This window comes from Amycolatopsis sp. NPDC059235 (assembly GCF_042754125.1).
In the GTDB taxonomy this organism is placed as follows: domain Bacteria; phylum Actinomycetota; class Actinomycetes; order Mycobacteriales; family Pseudonocardiaceae; genus Amycolatopsis; species Amycolatopsis albidoflava.
Window position 1 is genome coordinate 47031 of record NZ_JBHZAG010000041.1, and the last position, 17134, is coordinate 64164.

The 17134-nt window shown below is 70.0% G+C and carries 14 protein-coding genes; 11 read left to right on the forward strand and 3 right to left on the reverse strand.

Features of this window, described 5'->3' with window-relative positions:
• Positions 1 to 11 precede the first annotated feature (11 nt).
• Entirely contained in the window at positions 12 to 896 is an 885-nt protein-coding gene (locus ACFXI3_RS25215; RefSeq protein ID WP_378402603.1) for a LysR family transcriptional regulator ArgP, read from the forward strand.
• Between the two features lie 73 nt (positions 897 to 969).
• A complete protein-coding gene (locus ACFXI3_RS25220; protein WP_378402605.1) occupies positions 970 to 5130 on the forward strand; it encodes a tetratricopeptide repeat protein in 4161 nt (1386 codons plus the stop codon).
• Between the two features lie 4 nt (positions 5131 to 5134).
• On the opposite strand, the gene ACFXI3_RS25225 is transcribed toward ACFXI3_RS25220, so the two are convergent.
• Positions 5135 to 7207, reverse strand: coding sequence for an AMP-binding protein (locus ACFXI3_RS25225; protein ID WP_378402607.1), 2073 nt, complete (start codon positions 7205 to 7207; stop codon positions 5135 to 5137).
• A gap of 201 nt (positions 7208 to 7408) precedes the next feature.
• On the opposite strand from ACFXI3_RS25225, the gene ACFXI3_RS25230 reads away from it, so the two are divergent.
• The 5 genes from ACFXI3_RS25230 to ACFXI3_RS25250 all read left to right on the forward strand — a co-directional run bounded on the left by ACFXI3_RS25230 (position 7409) and on the right by ACFXI3_RS25250 (position 11698).
• Entirely contained in the window at positions 7409 to 7903 is a 495-nt protein-coding gene (locus ACFXI3_RS25230; protein ID WP_037713536.1) for a universal stress protein, read from the forward strand.
• Between the two features lie 80 nt (positions 7904 to 7983).
• Positions 7984 to 8736 carry a putative protein N(5)-glutamine methyltransferase gene (locus ACFXI3_RS25235; RefSeq protein ID WP_378402609.1) on the forward strand — a complete coding sequence of 251 codons (753 nt, stop codon included), beginning with the start codon at positions 7984 to 7986 and terminating at the stop codon, positions 8734 to 8736.
• Between the two features lie 66 nt (positions 8737 to 8802).
• Complete coding sequence (gene glgA / locus ACFXI3_RS25240; protein WP_378402611.1) at positions 8803 to 9960, forward strand: glycogen synthase; 1158 nt, start codon at positions 8803 to 8805, stop codon at positions 9958 to 9960.
• Positions 9957 to 11174: a glucose-1-phosphate adenylyltransferase gene (gene glgC / locus ACFXI3_RS25245; protein WP_344281394.1), complete on the forward strand. Its 1218-nt coding sequence runs from the start codon at positions 9957 to 9959 to the stop codon at positions 11172 to 11174. The genes glgA and glgC overlap by 4 nt, the downstream gene beginning before the upstream one ends.
• Positions 11175 to 11329: 155 nt before the next feature.
• Positions 11330 to 11698 (forward strand): DUF5684 domain-containing protein, encoded by a 369-nt coding sequence (locus tag ACFXI3_RS25250; protein ID WP_344281397.1) that lies wholly within the window; start codon positions 11330 to 11332, stop codon positions 11696 to 11698.
• Positions 11699 to 11708: 10 nt separating this feature from the next.
• Here the strand turns inward: ACFXI3_RS25250 and ACFXI3_RS25255 are convergent, their stop codons facing one another.
• Positions 11709 to 12908, reverse strand: coding sequence for a glycosyltransferase (locus ACFXI3_RS25255; RefSeq protein WP_378402614.1), 1200 nt, complete (start codon positions 12906 to 12908; stop codon positions 11709 to 11711).
• A gap of 126 nt (positions 12909 to 13034) precedes the next feature.
• Between ACFXI3_RS25255 and ACFXI3_RS25260 the strand changes: the two genes are divergently transcribed.
• Positions 13035 to 13799: an SGNH/GDSL hydrolase family protein gene (locus tag ACFXI3_RS25260; RefSeq protein ID WP_378402616.1), complete on the forward strand. Its 765-nt coding sequence runs from the start codon at positions 13035 to 13037 to the stop codon at positions 13797 to 13799.
• Between the two features lie 463 nt (positions 13800 to 14262).
• Complete coding sequence (locus ACFXI3_RS25265; RefSeq protein WP_378402618.1) at positions 14263 to 14472, forward strand: hypothetical protein; 210 nt, start codon at positions 14263 to 14265, stop codon at positions 14470 to 14472.
• Between the two features lie 8 nt (positions 14473 to 14480).
• Here ACFXI3_RS25265 and ACFXI3_RS25270 read toward each other — a convergent pair whose 3' ends face one another.
• Positions 14481 to 15410 (reverse strand): LLM class flavin-dependent oxidoreductase, encoded by a 930-nt coding sequence (locus ACFXI3_RS25270; protein WP_378402620.1) that lies wholly within the window; start codon positions 15408 to 15410, stop codon positions 14481 to 14483.
• A gap of 167 nt (positions 15411 to 15577) precedes the next feature.
• On the opposite strand from ACFXI3_RS25270, the gene ACFXI3_RS25275 reads away from it, so the two are divergent.
• Complete coding sequence (locus ACFXI3_RS25275) at positions 15578 to 16306, forward strand: GntR family transcriptional regulator (RefSeq protein WP_344281412.1); 729 nt, start codon at positions 15578 to 15580, stop codon at positions 16304 to 16306.
• Positions 16307 to 16400: 94 nt separating this feature from the next.
• Positions 16401 to 17126 carry a sulfite exporter TauE/SafE family protein gene (locus ACFXI3_RS25280; RefSeq protein WP_378402622.1) on the forward strand — a complete coding sequence of 242 codons (726 nt, stop codon included), beginning with the start codon at positions 16401 to 16403 and terminating at the stop codon, positions 17124 to 17126.
• Positions 17127 to 17134: the final 8 nt, after the last annotated feature.

Here is a 17134-nt window from a genome sequence, read left to right on the forward strand (position 1 = left end):
AAGCGATCGTGATGTCCGATCTTCCGCTCGACCAGGTCCGCACCTTGCTCGCGGTGGTGGACGAGCAGTCGTTCGACCGCGCCGCGGCGGTGCTGCACGTGACGCCGCCCGCGGTGAGCCAGCGGGTGAAAGCGCTGGAACAGCGGATCGGCCGGGTGCTCGTGCTGCGGTCGAAACCCGTGCGGCTCACCGAATCCGGCGAGGTGCTGGTGCGGTTCGCGCGGCAGCTGACCCGGCTCGAAGCGGACACGCGCGCGGAACTCGGCCTCGGCGGTCCCGGCGTGGCGACGACGCTGCCGATCGCGGTCAACGCGGACTCGCTGGCCACCTGGTTCCTGTCCGCGCTCGAAGAGGTGCCTGCCGAACCGCCGGTCTCGTTCGACCTGCGCAGCGACGACCAGGACCACACCGCGGCCCTGCTGCGCGAGGGGCTGGTGATGGCCGCGATCACGGCGACGCCGCAGCCGGTGCAGGGTTGCACGGTCAGCCGGCTCGGCACGATGCGGTACCGCGCGGTGGCGTCGGCGGAGTTCGTGCGGCGCTGGCTCGACGGCGGTTCGCTGGCGGATCGGCTGCCTGCCGCGCCCGCGGTGCTGTTCGACCGAAAGGACGATCTGCAGGACCGGTTTCTGCGCCGCCTGACCCGCCGCAAGCTGCCGGGCCGGGTGCGGCACTACATCCCGGCTTCGGTGTCCTTTGTGGACGCGGTAGCCGCGGGGCTGGGCTGGGGAATGGTGCCGGACCTGCAGTTGTCCGGGCGGGAACTGGTCGATCTCGCGCCGGACCGGGCGGTGGACGTGGCGCTGTACTGGCAGCAGTGGAAGCTCGACTCGCCGCCGCTGGCCGCGGTGGCGGAGGCGGTGGGCCGGGCGGCCGGGCGCGCGCTCGGGCCGTGACCGCGGATCGGCAGACAGAACCTGTCCGGACCAGGCATGCTGTGCGCGGGCTTTGCGAAGGAAAGGGACTCCCGTGACGGAACCGGCCACCGCCGAGGCGATCGACCGGCTGAGCGACGACTGGAAGCTGGACGAGGCCGAGGAACTGGGCCGCCGGGCGGTGCGGGACTTCCCGGACGACCCGGCGCGGTGGATCGCGCTGGGGAAGGTGCAGCTCATCCAGTACCGCCGGGAGGAGGCGCTGGAGTCCTTCGCGCACGCGGTGAACTGCCCGGAGTCCCCGGCTCTGGCGGCGGCGTGGCTGGTGGCCGCGTTGAGCCAGCTCCGCCGGTTCGAGGAGGCGCACGAAGCGGCCGAAGCGGGGCTGATCCGGTTCCCGGACGACGCGGAGATCCTGCACGCCCGGGCGCGGATTTACTGCGATCAGGAGGATTGGGCGAGCGCGCTGCCGATCTTCGAACAGGCGCTGGCGGCGGATCCCGGGCGCATCGACACGGAGCGCTGGCGAGTGATGGCGCTGGCTTCGCTGAACCGGTACGAGGAAGCGGAGGCGGCCGGCCTGCGGGCGATCGAGCGGCATCCGGGAGAGCCGGATCCGCTGACGACGATGGGCTGGATGGAGGACCAGCGGGACCGCGACGAAGAGGCGCTGGCCTGGTACGAACGCGCGCTGGCGGTCGATCCGCGCAGCGAGTGGGCTCTGCGGTCGAGGATCAGCGCTCTCTGGTACCTGGACCGGGCGGAGGAGGCGGAGGACGCGGCCAAGGCGGCGCTGGAGCTGCTTCCCCGCGAACCGCGGCTCCTGGCCGAGATGGGCTGGGTGGCCGATTACCGGGAGCGTGACGAGGAGGCGTTGACCTGGTTCGAACGAGCGCTGGAAATCGCTCCGCGGTTCGGCGTGGCTCATCGGTGGCGGGTGCGGAAACTGCGGCTGCTGAAGCGGTTCGGCGAAGCCGAGACGGCCCTGCGGGACGCGCTCGAAATCCGCCCCGACGACCCGGACCTGGTGAAAGAGGGCTGCTGGCTGGCCAAGGACCAGTCGCGCTTCGAGGAGGCGGTGGGCTGGGCCGATCGGCTGCTGGCGGTCAAACCGCGGGACAAACTCACCTTGCTGTCGAAGGTGGACCTGCTGTGCAAGCAGCGGAAGTTCGCCGAGGCGGAGGCTGCCGCCCAGGAGGCCATCGACCTGCTGCCGGGCGACGTGGGCGGCCTGCTGACGGCGGGCGAGGTAGCCGAGGACCAGTTCCGCTTCGAGGAGGCGCTGAGCTGGGCCGAGCGGGCGTTCGCCGTCGATCCGCAGGACCTGAGCGTGCTGCAGAGCCGGGTGTTCGCGCTCCGCGGGCTGCGGCGGTTCGAAGCGGCCGAGGAGGTCGTGCGAGAGGCTGTCGGACAGCATCCGGACGACCCCGCTCGCTGGGTGCTCGCCGGGTGGGTCGCCGGGGATTTGCTCCGGCACGAGGAGGCTCTCGAACGCTACGACCGGGCGCTGGCGCTGGAGCCCGCGCATCTGCCCGCGCTGCGGTCGAAAATCGAGACTCTGCGCGACCTGCGCCGTTATTCCGACGCCGAAGCGGCGGCGGAGGACGCGATCGCGCGCTGTCCGGAGAACGCGGACCTGCTGGTGCACCGGGGCTGGGTCTGCAGCGAACAGCACGAATACGACCGGGCGCTGGACTGGTTCCAGCGAGCCGCCGACCTCGACCCCGGGTCCTCCTGGGCTTGGCGGTCCCGGATGTCGGCACTGGTTTCGCTGCGCCGGCACGACGAGGCCGAGGCGATCTTCGCGGAAGCGGTCCAGCACTGCCCGGACGAACCGGAACTGCTGATGCAACGGGCCTGGCTGGCGACCGATCGGTTCCGGTTCGACGAGGCGCTTTCGTGGTGCGAACGGGTGCTGGAGTTCGACCCGGCGCACGCTCGGGCGCTGGGGGAGCGCGTGGCTTCGCTGCGCCAGCTGCGGCGGTTCGAGGAGGCCGAAGCGGCGGCGAACGAGGCGATCGAGCTGCGTCCGGACGAGCCGGACCTCCTGGTGCAGCTGGGCTGGATGCGCTACGACCAGTCCCGGTTCGAGGAGGCAGTGGACGCGTTCCGCCGGGCGCTGGACCTCGATCCGGGACGGGCCTGGGCGTTGCTGGCCCTGTCGGTGGCGTGCTTGCGGCTGCGCCGGTTCGACGAGGCGAAGGAGAGCGCACAGACGATCCTCGACCGGCAGCCGGGCAACCCCGCCGGCCTGATGCAGATGGCGGCGCTCTGCCGCACCCACGGCAGCGCCGAGGAAGCTCTCCAATGGTACGACCAGGTGCTGGCGGTCGACCCGAAGCACGCCAGCGCGCTGGAATGGCGGGTGACCGCGTTGCGTCGGCTGCGGCGGTTCGGCGAAGCGCGGGCCGCGGTGAAGGAAGCGATCGCGCTCTGCCCGGATACCCCTGACCTGCTGGTGGAACGCGCCTTGCTGCTGGGCGACGAGGGCCATTTCGAGGAGGCGCTGGAAAGCATCCGGCAGGCCCTCGACCTCGATCCGTTGCACAGACTGGCGCTGGAATGGCGGGTGACCGCGCTGCGGCGTCTCCGCCGGTTCCCGGAGGCTGAAGAAGCGGCGAAGGAAGCGATCGAACGGCGTCCGGACGAGCCCGACCTGCTCGTGGAAATGGGTCTGCTGCACGACGAACAGCTGAAGTACGAGGAGAGCATCGGCTGGTTCGACCGGGCGCTGCGGATCGATCCGTTCCTCGTCGACGCGATCACCGGACGATCTGCCGCGCTGCGCTCGCTGCGCCGCTTCGACGAGGCCGAGCGGGGCGTCGCCGAGGCGCTGGAACGGATGCCGTGGAGCCGGTCGCTGCGCGAGGAACTCGTCTGGATTTACCACGACAGCCGTCGGCTTGACGAAGCCGACCAGCAGCTCGCGTTGTTGCGGGCCGATGCCCGGAATTCCGGCGAGGAGGCCGAAACCGCGGCGCAATCGGGGTGGATCCGGTTCGCCGCGGGGGATTATCCCGCCGCTGAGGAACGGTTCCGCACCGCGTGCGAGAAGGAGCCGGACAGTGCTGATCACCAGTTCGGTCTGGCCTGGTGCCTGGTTCGGCAGGCTACGCCGCAGCGTCGGGACGAAGCTGAGAAGCTGTGTTTCTCCGTGCTGGAGAAGGAAAAGCAGTATCACGCCGCGCACACTTGCCTTGGGGTGCTCAATTTCCAGCGGCGGCAGTTCGCTCAGGCGGAGCAGCATTTCCGCCGTGCGGTCGAACTGGATCACCATCACGCCAGCTACGTCGATCTCGGTGCGCTTTACTCCCAGCTCGGCCGGTTCGACGAGGCGGAAGCGCACCTCAACGCGGCGCTGGAACGCGATTGGTTCGACGCGCAGGCGCACGTCGAACTCGGGTATCTCCATCTGCAGCGGGGAATCGACGATCCGGCGGGCAAACCGAGCGCCAGTGCCGCGCGGCATTTCCGGCAGGCGCGGCAGATCGATCCGGCGAACGGAAGCGCGAGTCTCGGGCTCGCGGTCGCGCTGATGCGGTCGGCGGGGGATTTCGTCGAGGGCGAGGACGTGCTGCAGCAAGCGTTGCGCCGCGACGACTGTGACCTGCCGCGGTGGCAATTGCTGGTGGCAGTGGCCAAATTGCTCATCGAACGCGGCGACGCCACCCAAGGACGGCAGTTCCACGCCGACGCGCTCGCTCGTGCGCAGGAGGCGATTTCCCTTGCCTCGAACGAAGCCGAACCGTATTTCGTCGCCGCCGTCGCGCGGTACAAGCTGGCTGAGTCCGCCGGGGACTTTCCCGCGAAGCCGATGCAGCGGCGCAAGGCGATCCGCGATCTGCGCCGGTGCGTGAAACTCGATCCGGGGAACGTCGAGGCGCAGCGCAGCCTGCAGATCATGGAGGAAAGCCTGCGGATCACCCGGAGCAGCACGGCGGGCAGCGTCATCGTGGTGGTCGTCGGGATCGCCGCGCTGATCGCGTTGTGGGTCGCGTTCTTCTTGTCGGACAAGATCACCGGCGTCATGCTGACGACGCTCACGCCGGTGCTCGTCGGGCTGATGGTCGTGGGATTGGTGCTGCCGTTCTTGATCCGGTTGAAGCTGCCCGGCGGGGTCGAGGCGGATCTGAGCGCGAGCATCCGGCAGATCTCGTCCGGCCCGACCGGCGAAGAGACCTTCGGACCGGGCCGGTTCAGCGTCACCGCCGCCGCGTCGAGCCCCGGGCCGCAGGGGCAGCTGGCGCGGTTGTGACGGTTCAGCCTTGGGTGATGGGCCAGAGGTCGTCGTTGAGGAGGCGTTTGACGATTTTTCCGGTGGCGTTGCGGGGGAGTTCGGGTACGAAGTAGACGTCGCGGGGCACGGCGAACCGGGCGAGTTTCTGGTGGATGTAGTGCCGGACGTCTTCGGCGTGCATGCGGGCGCCGTGGCGGAGCACGACGTACGCGGCGAGCCGTTGGCCGAATTCGTCGTCGGGAACCCCGACCACGGCCGCGTCGGAAACGCCGGGCAGCGCGGCCAAAGCTTCCTCCACCGGACGCGGGAACACGTTCTCGCCGCCGGACACGATCATCTCGTCGGCCCGGCCGGTCACGAACAGCCGGCCCGAGGCATCCTGGTAGCCGACGTCTCCGGTGGCCATCAGGTCGTGGGCGCGCGGGACGCTGGAACCGTTGGTGTAGCCGTCGAAGAGCATGTCGTTGCCGACGAAGATCTGGCCCTCGTCGCCGGGCGGGACCGGGCGGCGGTCCTCGTCCAGGATCGCCACCTGGGTGCCGGGCGGGCAGCGGCCGGCGGACGTCGGGGCGGCGCGCAGGTCCGCGGGGTCGGCGATGCTCGCCCAGGAAACCTCGGTGGAGCCGTAGAAGTTGTAGAGGACGTCGCCGAAGGTGTCCATGAACGACGTCACGAACGCGCCCGGCATCGCCGACCCGCTGCTCGCCACGATCCGCAGCGACGACAGGTCGTAGCGGTTGCGCACGCGTTCGGGCAGGTCGAGGATCCGCTGCAGCATGATCGGCACCGCGAACAGCGCGTCGCAGCGGTGTTCGGCGATCGTGCGCAGCGTGTGCTCCGCGTCGAACCGGCGGATCAGCGACAGTTCCGCCCGCAGCGCCATGCCGAGCTGCATCGCGGCCAGTCCCCAGCTGTGGAACAGCGGGGCGGCCACGGCGATCTTGTCCCTGGCCCGCAACGGGATTCGCGACAAAACGGTCGCCGACGTGCTCACGCCCTTCGGCGTCGGACGGCGCGCGCCCTTCGGTGCCCCGGTGGTGCCCGAGGTCAGCACGACGATCCGGCCCTCGCGTTCGCTCGGCTTCGGGCGCGCCGTCGGGGCGTCCTGGAGCAGCTCGTCCAGCGTGCGGTAGCCCTGATCGGCGTCGTCCCACGTGCTCACGCGCGGGAACTCGCCGGGCACTGAAGCGATGATCGGCGCGAACTCGTCGTCGGCCAGTACCGCTGCGGGCGGGTGTTGCGTCAGCACTTCTTCGACGGCGGCGGGGGAGAGGCCGGTGTTGAGGAGGACGACGTCGACGCCGAGCTTGCTGCAGCCGACGAACGCCTCGACCATCGCCGCGTGGTTGCGGCACATCAGCGCGACCCGCGAACCGGCCTCGACGTCGAGTGCGGCCAGCGCGTTGGCCAGCTGGTTGCTGCGTTCGTCGATCTCGCCGAACGTGCGCGTGTTGCGCTCGTCGTGCACCGCGATGTCGTCCGCGCCGCGGGCGGTCGCGGCGAGGTATCCGCCGGCCAGTGTCGCGCCCCAGCGGGCGAAAGAACTGAGCTGCTTGACCATTTTGTCCGGCCGTCCCGCCGCCAGCACGCCTGCGCGGACCAGCGTGTTCGCCGTGCGCATCGCCGTCGCCGGCTCGTGCTCCGGCGGGTCGCCGGGCAGGCCGGACAGCTGCTGCCCGATCCGCTTCGACAGCTGCTTGAGCAGGCCTTTCACCGTGCCGCGGGCAAGCAGGCCGGAGTGTTCCGGCGGCAGCGACGGGAGCATCATCCGCAGCACGATCTCGGTGCCGCCGCGCGGGACCGGGCGCAGTTCGACCGACACCCACGTCCGCTCGTCCGGCAGCCCGCACCAGACGACGTGCTCGCCCGGCCGGTACACCGCCGCGTGGATGGTGCCCTCGGTCATGGTTTCCCGGTCCGGGGCCAGCCGGATCAGGCAATGCGGGCCGCGGCCGCGTTCGGCGGGCACGGTGACCTCGCACCAGCTGATCGCCGGGACGAACCTCGGGTAGAGCTCGGGGGTGCCGACGATCTGCCACACCTGGTCGGGCGAGTGCCCGACCACCGCACTCGCCTCGACTACATCGTCTCGCATCGCGATCCGCCTCGCCGCCGCACGCGTGTGGGCTCCCCGGTCCTTTCCGGACGCGTGTGTTCAGGTTGCGGGGACGCTACCAGGCACGAGAGGCCTGGGGTACTCCGAAAGACCGGAAATCCAACCAGGTGGGAATTTTCTTGCGGCGTTTTCCGCGCCGGCGACGGGCGCGGCCCGGCGGGTTCCGGCGCCACGGACATAATGGGCCGGGTGGAGCAACTGGTCGAGGAATACGGACCCAGCTGGGACCCGGGCCCGTACGAACGGGGCACCGACGGACCGCGCGTGATCCTGGTCGGCGCGGACACGTCGCCGACCGGGCTGCGGGCGACGGCTTACGGCGGCGGTCTCGCCCGGAGGCAGCGCGCGCGGCTGGTCGTCGTGTACGTGGCGGCCCCGACGGTGTGGACCGGGCTCGCCGCGGCCGCGGTCGTCGACGTGCAGCAGCAGACCTTCGAGGAGGAGATCGAGCAGCTGCGTGCGGAACTGCGCGACCGGGCGGCCGACCTGCAGGTGCCGGTCACGTTCGTGGTCCGTCGCGGCGAGACGTTCCCCGAACTGCGCCAGGCCGCGCAGGAGGTGAACGCGGACATGGTCGTGGTCGGCGCGTCCGAACAGGGCGGGCACCGGCTCGTCGGCTCGGTCGGGAACCGGCTCGTGCGCGCCGCGACCTGGCCCGTCGTCGTGGTGCCGTAAGGCTCGTGAGTGGCCGTGAGTGGCAGTGCCGGTTCTAACCGGCATAACCACGCACGAGGCTCCGACCAGGTGGAGGCACAGTGGATTTCGTCGAGGTCGTCGCGCGCTTGCGGGCCGCCGGATGTGTCTTCGCCGAGGACGAGGCCCGGCTTCTGCTGGGCCAATCGGGCGATCTAGCCGGGATGGTCGAGCGGAGGGTCGCCGGGGAACCGCTGGAGTACGTCCTCGGCTGGGCGGAGTTCGCCGGTCGCCGGTTCGTCGTCGCGCCGGGCGTCTTCGTGCCCCGGCACCGCACCGAACTGCTGGTGCGGCTGGCCGTCGGATTCGCGCACGATAAAGCAGCGGTGCTCGATCTGTGCTGTGGTTCCGGTGCACTGGGCGCAACGGTCGCGGCTGAGCTGCCCGGGATCGAGCTGTACGCCGCCGACGTCGAGCCCGCCGCGGTCGACTGCGCTCGGCAGAACGTGCCTGGTGAGGTCTACCAAGGCGATCTCTACGCCCCGCTTCCGGCTAGTTTGCGCGGGCGCGTGGACGTGCTGATCGCGAACGTCCCGTACGTCCCGACCGACGACGTCGCGCTCATGCCGCCCGAGGCGCGCGACCACGAACCCCGCGTCGCGCTCGACGGGGGAGCCGACGGTCTCGACGTGCTCCGTCGCGTCGTCGCCGAGGCTCCGGCGTGGCTCGCGCCGGGCGGGCACGTGCTTTTCGAGGCCAGCGAACGCCAATCCGCCGCCGCTGTCGCCGAGGTACGCCGGGCGGGGCTGGCCGCGTCCGTCGAAGAGGATGACGAACTCGGCGCAACGGTCGTGGTGGGACTGCGCGAACACTGAACGGCGAACCGGATTCGCCCGCTTTCCGTACTGCGTGCGGCCGGTGGGGCCGTCTAGGGTCGACGCATGAAGGTCGGCCTGCTCACCCGGGAGTATCCGCCGGACGTGTACGGGGGAGCGGGGGTGCACGTCGAGTTCCTGGCAAGGGAACTGCGGTCGCTGGTCGACCTGGACGTGCACTGCTGGGGCCCGGACCGCCCGGACGGCGCGCACGGGCATCGCGACGCGCACGGTTACGCCCAGCCCGCGTTCGCCACGATGGACATCGCGGTCTCGATGGCCGACGCGCTCGCCGGCCACGATCTCGCGCACAGCCATACCTGGTACGCGAACCTCGGCGGCCATCTGGCGAAGCTCGCGCACGGCATTCCGCATGTCATCACCGCGCATTCGCTCGAACCGCTGCGGCCGTGGAAGGCCGAGCAGCTCGGCGGCGGCTACCGCGTGTCGTCGTGGATCGAACGCGATGCGTACGAGGCGGCGGACGCGATCATCGCGGTCAGCTCCGGCATGCGGCGCGACGTGCTCGCCGCGTACCCGAACGTCGATCCGGCGCGGGTGCACGTGGTGCGCAACGGCATCGACACCGAGCTGTACCAACCTGATCCCGGCACCGACGTGCTCGAGAAGCACGGCATCGATCCGAACCGGCCGTACGCGTTGTTCGTCGGGCGGATCACGCGGCAGAAAGGCGTGCCGCATCTCGTGCGCGCCGGGGCGGCTTTGGACGAGGACGTGCAGCTGATCCTGTGCGCGGGCGGCGCGGACACGCCGGAGCTGGACGCCGAGTTCCGCGGGCTGGTCGCGGACCTGCAGGAAAAGCGGTCCGGCGTGCACTGGATCCCGGAAATGCTGCCGCGCGCCGAAGTCGTCCAGTTGCTGACGCACGCGCTGGTGTTCGTGTGCCCGTCGGTTTACGAGCCGCTCGGCATCGTGAACCTGGAGGCGATGGCGTGCGGCACCGCGGTGGTGGCCAGCGACGTCGGCGGCATCCCGGAGGTGGTCGCCGACGGCGAGACCGGGGTGCTGGTGCATTACGACGAGACCGAGCCCGGCGCTTTCGAGGCCGGGCTCGCGCGCGGGATCAACGACCTCGCCGCCGACCGAGAGCGAGCCACCCGGCTGGGCCTCGCCGGACGGGACCGCGCGGTGGGAGAGTTCGGCTGGGCAGCGATCGCCGCCGCGACGGTCGGGGTTTACGAGGCGTGCGGGAGGGTTTCGTGATCGACGGATCCGATGTGCTGGGGATCGTCCTCGCCGGGGGCGAGGGTAAACGGCTGATGCCGCTGACCACCGACCGCGCGAAACCCGCGGTCCCGTTCGGCGGCGTGCACCGGCTGATCGACTTCGTGCTGTCCAATCTGGTGCACGGCGGGATCCGCCGGATCTGCGTGCTGACGCAGTACAAATCGCATTCGCTGGACCGCCATATTTCGACGACGTGGCGGCTGTCGTCGCTGACCGGCGAGTACGTCACGCCGGTGCCCGCGCAGCAGCGGCTCGGCCCGCGCTGGTTCCAGGGCAGCGCGGACGCCATCCACCAGAGCTTGAACCTGGTGCACGACGAATCGCCCGCGTACATCGCGGTGTTCGGCGCGGACAACATCTACCGGATGGACCCGCGGCAGATGATCGACGCGCACATCGCGTCCGGCGCGGGCGTGACGGTGGCCGGAATCCGGGTGCCGCGCGCGGAGGCCCGTTCGTTCGGCGTGATCAGCACCGAGGACGGGACGAAGATCGACGCGTTCCTGGAGAAGCCCGAGGACCCGCCGGGCCTGCCGGATTCGCCGGACGAATCGTATGTGTCGATGGGCAATTACGTCTTCACGACGCAGGTGATGCTCGACGCGCTGCACGCGGACGCCAAGAACCCGGCGTCCAAACACGACATGGGCCGCGACATCATCCCGGCGCTGGTGGAAAAATCCGAGGCCGCGGTTTACGACTTCAACGGCAATGAGGTGCCCGGCGAAACGGGCCGGGACCACGGCTACTGGCGTGACGTCGGAACGATCGACAGCTATTACGACGCGCACACGGACCTGATTTCGACGCAGCCGATTTTCAACCTGTACAACCGGAAATGGCCGATCCTGGCCCATCCCGGCCAGCGCGCGGCGGCGAAGTTCGTGGAGGGCGGCACGGCGACCCAGTCGATCGTCAGCAACGGCTGCATAATTTCCGGTGCGCAGGTGGTGGATTCGGTGCTGTCGCCGGATGTTTTCGTGGAGAACGGCGCGGTGGTGCAGGGTTCGGTGCTGCTGGACGGTGCGCGAGTCGGCCGAGGTGCGGTGGTGCGGCGCGCGATCCTGGACAAGAACGTCGTTGTGCCGCCGGGTGCGCACATCGGGGTGGATCTGGCTCGGGACCGTGGGCACTACCACGTGAGCGATTTCGGGATTGTCGTGCTGGGCAAGGGAGAAACCGCGATCTAGCCGACGGGTGTCGATGGGGCTCGCTGCCCTGTCGTCCCGGTTGCCAGGCACATTCGGTCAATGAATGAAGCACGGCCCGAGTTCGTTCTGCTGTGCCGGCCCCGCGACGTTAAAGTCGCGCATCCGGCAGGCACTGCGAAAAGGACTCCCGCACCGTGAACCACGAGACCTCGTTCAACCCGGCACTCGGCTTCAGTTCTGCCGGATTGGTGGTCACAGTCCTCGCCATCGTCGCGCTGTGGCGGGTCTTCGCCAAGGCCGGATACCCCGGGTGGGCGGCGATCATCCCGATCTACAACGTCTACGTCTGGCTGAAGGTCGCGGGCCGTTCCGGGTGGTGGCTGCTCCTGCTGCTGGTGCCGCTGGTCAACCTCGTGGTCGTCATCGTCGTGTCGCTCGACATCGCCAGGGCGTTCGGCAAGAGCGGCGTCTTCGGGTTCTTCGGCCTGTTCGTGTTCTCGATCATCGGCTACCTGATCCTGGGCTTCGGCCGGGCCCGGTACACCGCGCCCGGCCCGCGGTGACGAACTCGGTTCAGCCCAACGCGGCGACGGCGCGCGCGATGACGTCGGAAGGGCTCGCCTGTCCGGCGATTTCCGCGCGCACCTCAGCCGCGGCCGAGGAGAACGCATCCTCTTCGAGCAGTTGCCGCACCAGTTTCCGGATCGTCTCAGCGTCCACAGTGGCCGGATCGTGGCTCAGGCCGACGCCCCGCTCGACCACCCGCTCCGCCGACATCGGATTGTCCGCGAAACTGGGCAGCACCAGTTGCGGCACCCCGTAGAACAACGGCGCGGCCGTCGTCCCGGACCCGCCGTGATGCACAATCGCCGAACACCCCGGCAGGAACACCGACAGCGGCAAATACCCCACCGACCTGACGTTCTCCGGAAGCTCGCCCAGTTCGCTCACATCAGCGGTGCCCGCCGCGAGAATGACCTCGACGTCCATCCCGCCGAGCGCGTCCAGCACCACCTTCAGGCTGCTGATCCCCGCCATCGCCGGCACGACAGTGCCCAGCGTGACCGCCACCCGGGGCCGCTCCGGCTTCCGCAGCGCCCACTCCGGCACCACCGACCCGCCGTTGTACGGCACGAACTGCATCGGCCACCAAGGCGCGCCGTCGCGTTCGTCGGCGTGCTCCTCGTCCGCGCGCAGGCCGCCCATGCTCGGCGCGCGCGGGTCGATCCGGGCGAGGACGTTCGGCGGAGCGTCGCCGATGCCGAGCTTCTCGCGCATCAGCGTGGCGAGTTCGCCGTCCAGGAAGTCGTGGTGCTCGGTGCGCCACGAGAGGTCCCGGGCCGACCAGGAGATCCGGTTGCCGACCTCGAGCGCGGGCACGCCGAGCGCGACCGCGGCGAGCGCGCCGGCCCCGTGGTCGGACGGGTAGACGACCAGTTCCGCGCCGAACGCCCGGCCGGCTTCGATCGTGCCCTCGGTCATGGCGGCGGTGAAGAGCCCGAACGGACCCTGGTGCTGCCGCGCGATCCGGTACTCCTCGGGTTCGTCCGGATCCGGCGCGGCGCCGCCCTTGACGGTGGCCATCAGGTCGGCCCAGATGTCTCGGCCGGGGAAGACGTCGGCGACCGGCAGCCCGGCGCGCGCGGACACCTCGGCGATCTCCGCAGTGGTGGCCAGCAGCACGTCGTGTCCGGCGGCGCGGGCGGCCCAGACCACCGGGATCAGCGGAAGCGTGAGCCCGTACCCGGGCGCGGACGCGAACAGGATCTTCACCTCTCCGAGACTGCCAGAACCGTGACGCTCCCCGCATCCCGGTTTCTGTTTCCGCACAGCGGTAACGCGCGGGGCCTTCCCGGCGACACATCCGCAGATCATCACTTCCGGAAAGGCCCGGTCCCCATGCTTAAAGCCCGTGTCGCGGCGTTGCTGACCCTGGTCGGCCTCGGCATCGCGATGTCCCCCGCCGTCACCGCCGACGCCGGCCAGACCAGCACCTGGTGCACCAAAAAGGAGCAGGTCGCGATCCTCGGCACGTCGGCCGACACCGGCTACGGCACCACGGGTTACCAGTCCACTACGGACACTTACGCGCCGACGACCTACGGCTGGACCACGAAAATCGCCAACGACCTCCGCGCGCAGTGGAACACCACGACGAAGAACTACGCGCACAACGGCGCGATGGCCACCGACTACCTCCCCGGCGGCCGCTGGCCCGACACGACCGGCGCGCTCGCCGACATCACGCAACGCCAGCCCGACCTGGTCCTCGTCGACCTCGGCGGCAACGAACTGATCTCGCAGGCCGACCCGGCGGTATTCAAGGCGAACCTCGGGAAGGTCATCGACAACATCCGCGCCGCGCGGCCCGGGGTCGACATCCTGCTCTCGATCTACGCCGAGCTCAAGTGGACGCCCAACCAGTGGGGCGGCCAGACGCAGAAGTACTTCTGGTCGCAGTACGCGACGTCGATCTATCAGACGGCGGTCGAGAAGGGCACCGCGCTGGTCGATCTGCGGCAGTACATCCCGCCCGCCGGGTCGGCGAATCTGCCCAACCCGAGCCCGTGGCTGGCGGACAACGTGCACCTGAACGACGCGGGAAACCTCGCCGAGTACGGGATGTGGTGGGGCTGGACGTCGAGCCTGGGAAGCATTTGCTGAAAGGTCCGTGAGGGATTCTGGCGATCGCGTGCGCCAGAATGAGGGCTGGCTAGGATCGGTGTTGTGGCAGAGGTCGTCGGCTATGCGTCTCCTGGGCCGTTCACCAGCCTGGATGGCGTGGATCAGCTCGCGTTCGAGTCGCTGGCCGCTGATCCCGTGGGCATCTGCACGCCGGTCCACGACCTGGTCGTCCAGCCTGCCGACGCGGACGCGCTAGGCCTGCCCGGCGATCGCTTCGCCGAGAACCAGATCCGGCCAGCGAGTTCACTGGTCCGCCGGTTGCTCGTACTGGATCCGGTGCCGTTGACCACTGCTCGCGTACCTGAGAAGCGCGTGGTCGGGACCTGTCGGCACTTCGCCGTGCTGAGTTCTGCGCTATCGCCGCGCGCGTCCGATGCGGCTTCGCCACCTATCTCCAGCCCGGGCAGGGAGTCGACCACCGGCGGAGATTCGGGGCAACGCGGTGAAGGACCTCGCCGCGTTGAACAAGGTCGAAACCCTTCCGTGGGACGAGTGGGGGCGCATGACCGACGCCTATGCCGGGAAGACCGGCGCGGATTACGACGCCTTGCTCGACAACCTCGCCGATGTATGCGCCAGCGACGATCTCTCAGCCGTGAACGCGCTCTACGCGCATGAGGATCTCCGTGTGCCGGAGACTCTGATCCGCTGACGACGGCGTCAGTGTCCGATCGCCGCACGGACACCCGGCACGACCTCGTGCAACCACCGCTGCCGGGATTCTTCCCGCTCAGCAACGGTGCCGACGTTCGGGAAAAACACGAACCCGTCCGCACCGTGCTCTTCGCTCGCCTCGGCCAGTTCGTCGATCCAGGACCGCGGTGACCCGGCGAGCACGCCCATCCCGTGTTCGCCGGTGCCTCGGGAGAGCGGGGCGGCACCGCCGCTGATCGTGCCGAAGACGTTGTAGAGAGTGGAAATCGCCGCCGGATCGCGACCCGTCTCGACGGCGGCCCGGTCGATGAGCGGACGGGACTTCGCGACCGTTTCGCTGCGCCAATCCTGGGCGACGGCGGGAAACCAGCCGTCGGCGAGCCGTCCGGTCACGGCGAGCGAGGCGGGGCCGATCGAGCCGGTCCAGATCGGCGGTGTCGGAGCGGCGGAGGGCAGCACGCCGGCGACGCGGTGGAATTCGCCGTCGAAGGTGACCGGTTCCGTGCCGCCGCCGGTGAGCGCGCGCAGCAGCGTGATGCCTTCGGAGAACAGCCGAACCGCCTCGGCCGGAGTGCGGCGTTCGACGCCGAACGCCTCGATCTGATCCCACAACGCCCCCGCGCCGACGCCGAGCCGGACGCGGCCGCCGGACAGCTCGGACAACGCGCTGACCGTCCGGGCCAGCACGGGCACCGGGCGGACCGGCAGGTTGGTCACGGTGACCGCGCCGCTGATCCTGGACGTCGCGCCGAGGACGAAGCCGAGCGTGGCGTACGCGTCGAGATGCTTCGCGTGATACGGATGATCGGTCACCGTGACGACGTCCAGCCCGGCGCGATCGGCCTCCTGCGCCTCGGCGATCAGCCGCGCGGGATCGCCCTCGCCGACCGCGGTGCCGTTGAACCCCGAATCGAGCCGGACTCCGAAGACGGTCATGATCCCCTCCCTGTTCCGACCTTGCCGGAACTCGCGCGCCGGTGCCACCAGCTCGCGGTGGCGGAACGCGCCGACGGGGGCGCTGTTGCTGCTGCTCACGGCGTTTCCGCAGGTCAATGTGGGTGGCGTAACCTCGGCGTAATCAAAATCCAGGTAGCGTCGCCGACGTGGTGACTACGCAGCGGAGGGCGGAACGGGCCCGGCAGGTGGCCGACGGCCTGCGGCAGCGGATCGTCGCGGGCGAGGTCGGCGAGCTGCTGCCGAGCGAGCGCGCGTTGGGCGAGTGGTTCGGCGCGTCGCGGAACGTCGTGCGGGAAGCGCTGGGTTTGCTGCGGGACGAAGGGCTCGTCGAACGCCGTCAGGGCGTCGGGACGCTGGTGGTGCGCCCGAAGTACGGGCACGGCCTGGACCGGTTGGCCGGGCTGGCGGAAGCGCTCGAAGGGCACGGCGAGGTCGTGAACGAGGTGCGCACCGCCGAGACGGTCGCCGCGCCGCCCGCGGTGGCGGAACGCCTCGGCCTGGCGGCGGGGGAGAAGGTCGTGCACCTGGAGCGGGTCCGGCGGCTGGGCGGGGCGCCGTTGTCGCTCGACTCGACGTATTTGGTGCCGGATCTGGGGATTCCGTTGCTGGGGAAGGATTTGGCGCACCGGGATCTGTTCGCGTTGCTGGAGGAGACGAACGGCATCCGGCTGGGGCGGGCGGAGGTGGAGGTGCACGCGGTGTCGGCTGGGCCGGATACGGCGGCGTTGCTGGAGATCGCGCCGGGGACGGCGGTTTTCGCGCTGGACCGGTTGACGCGGTTGCCGGACGGGCGGCCGGTGGACGCGGAGTGGCTGCATGTGCGGGCGGATCGGTTGACATTGCGGGCGACTTTGCAGCGTGGAGCGGTGCGCTGAGATTGGCAGGCGGCGGACAACGCACGGCCTGCTTTGTGGTGCGCGCCCTCGGAGCGGCGCGCAGACGAGAGAACGACTTCCGGAGGCAGCAGAAATGATCCCCGCACTCATCGTCACCGGATTGCTGGCCGGGATCGGCATCACCGCGGTCGGACCGGGCGGGGTGCTCGCGACCGTGGGACTGTTCGTCTTCACCTCGCTCACCCCGGCGCAGGTCGCGGGAACGGCGATCGTCACGCACGTGGCCACCGGGATCCTCGGCAGCGCCGCCTTCGTCCATTCCGGACAGTTGCGCGAGCCCGAAACCCGGAAGATCGCCGGAGTCCTCGCCGCGGTCGCGGTGGCGGGAACACCGCTCGGGGTGTTGCTCAATTCCTGGGTGTCCGCAAAGGCCTTTGGAATTGTGCTCGGCGGGTTCGCGCTCGTCGTGGCGGTGTTCGTCGGGTTGAAGGGACGGGAGCGGGCCGTCGGGCTGCCGGTCGCGGGAGCGATCGGGGCGGGAGTCGCGGTGGTGGCGGGGCTGGTCGGGGTCGGCGGGCCGATGCTCGCGGTGCCGTTGCTGGTCGTCGCCGGAATGCCGGTGCTGGGGGCGCTCGCCGCGGCGCAGGTGCAGTCGGTGGTGATCGCCAGCGTCGGGACGCTCGGCTACGTCCTGCACGGAGCGGTCGACTGGCGGCTGGCGGCGATCGTCGGGATCCCTGAGCTGGCGGGCGTGCTGATCGGCTGGCGGATCGCGCACGCGTTGCCGACCAAGACGCTGAAGGCCGCTCTCATCGCGGTGCTGGTCGGGATCGCGCCGTACCTCGCGTTGCACGGCTGAAGCCGGGC

Coding starts and splice junctions, on each gene's coding strand:
- ACFXI3_RS25270 (WP_378402620.1), bottom strand. CDS start 15,410: ATGACCGTCTTCGGAGTCCGGCTCGATTCGGGGTTCAACGGCACCGCG.
- ACFXI3_RS25260 (WP_378402616.1), top strand. CDS start 13,035: ATGCTTAAAGCCCGTGTCGCGGCGTTGCTGACCCTGGTCGGCCTCGGC.
- ACFXI3_RS25280 (WP_378402622.1), top strand. CDS start 16,401: ATGATCCCCGCACTCATCGTCACCGGATTGCTGGCCGGGATCGGCATC.
- glgA (WP_378402611.1), top strand. CDS start 8,803: ATGAAGGTCGGCCTGCTCACCCGGGAGTATCCGCCGGACGTGTACGGG.
- ACFXI3_RS25225 (WP_378402607.1), bottom strand. CDS start 7,207: ATGCGAGACGATGTAGTCGAGGCGAGTGCGGTGGTCGGGCACTCGCCC.
- ACFXI3_RS25215 (WP_378402603.1), top strand. CDS start 12: ATGTCCGATCTTCCGCTCGACCAGGTCCGCACCTTGCTCGCGGTGGTG.
- ACFXI3_RS25230 (WP_037713536.1), top strand. CDS start 7,409: ATGGGCCGGGTGGAGCAACTGGTCGAGGAATACGGACCCAGCTGGGAC.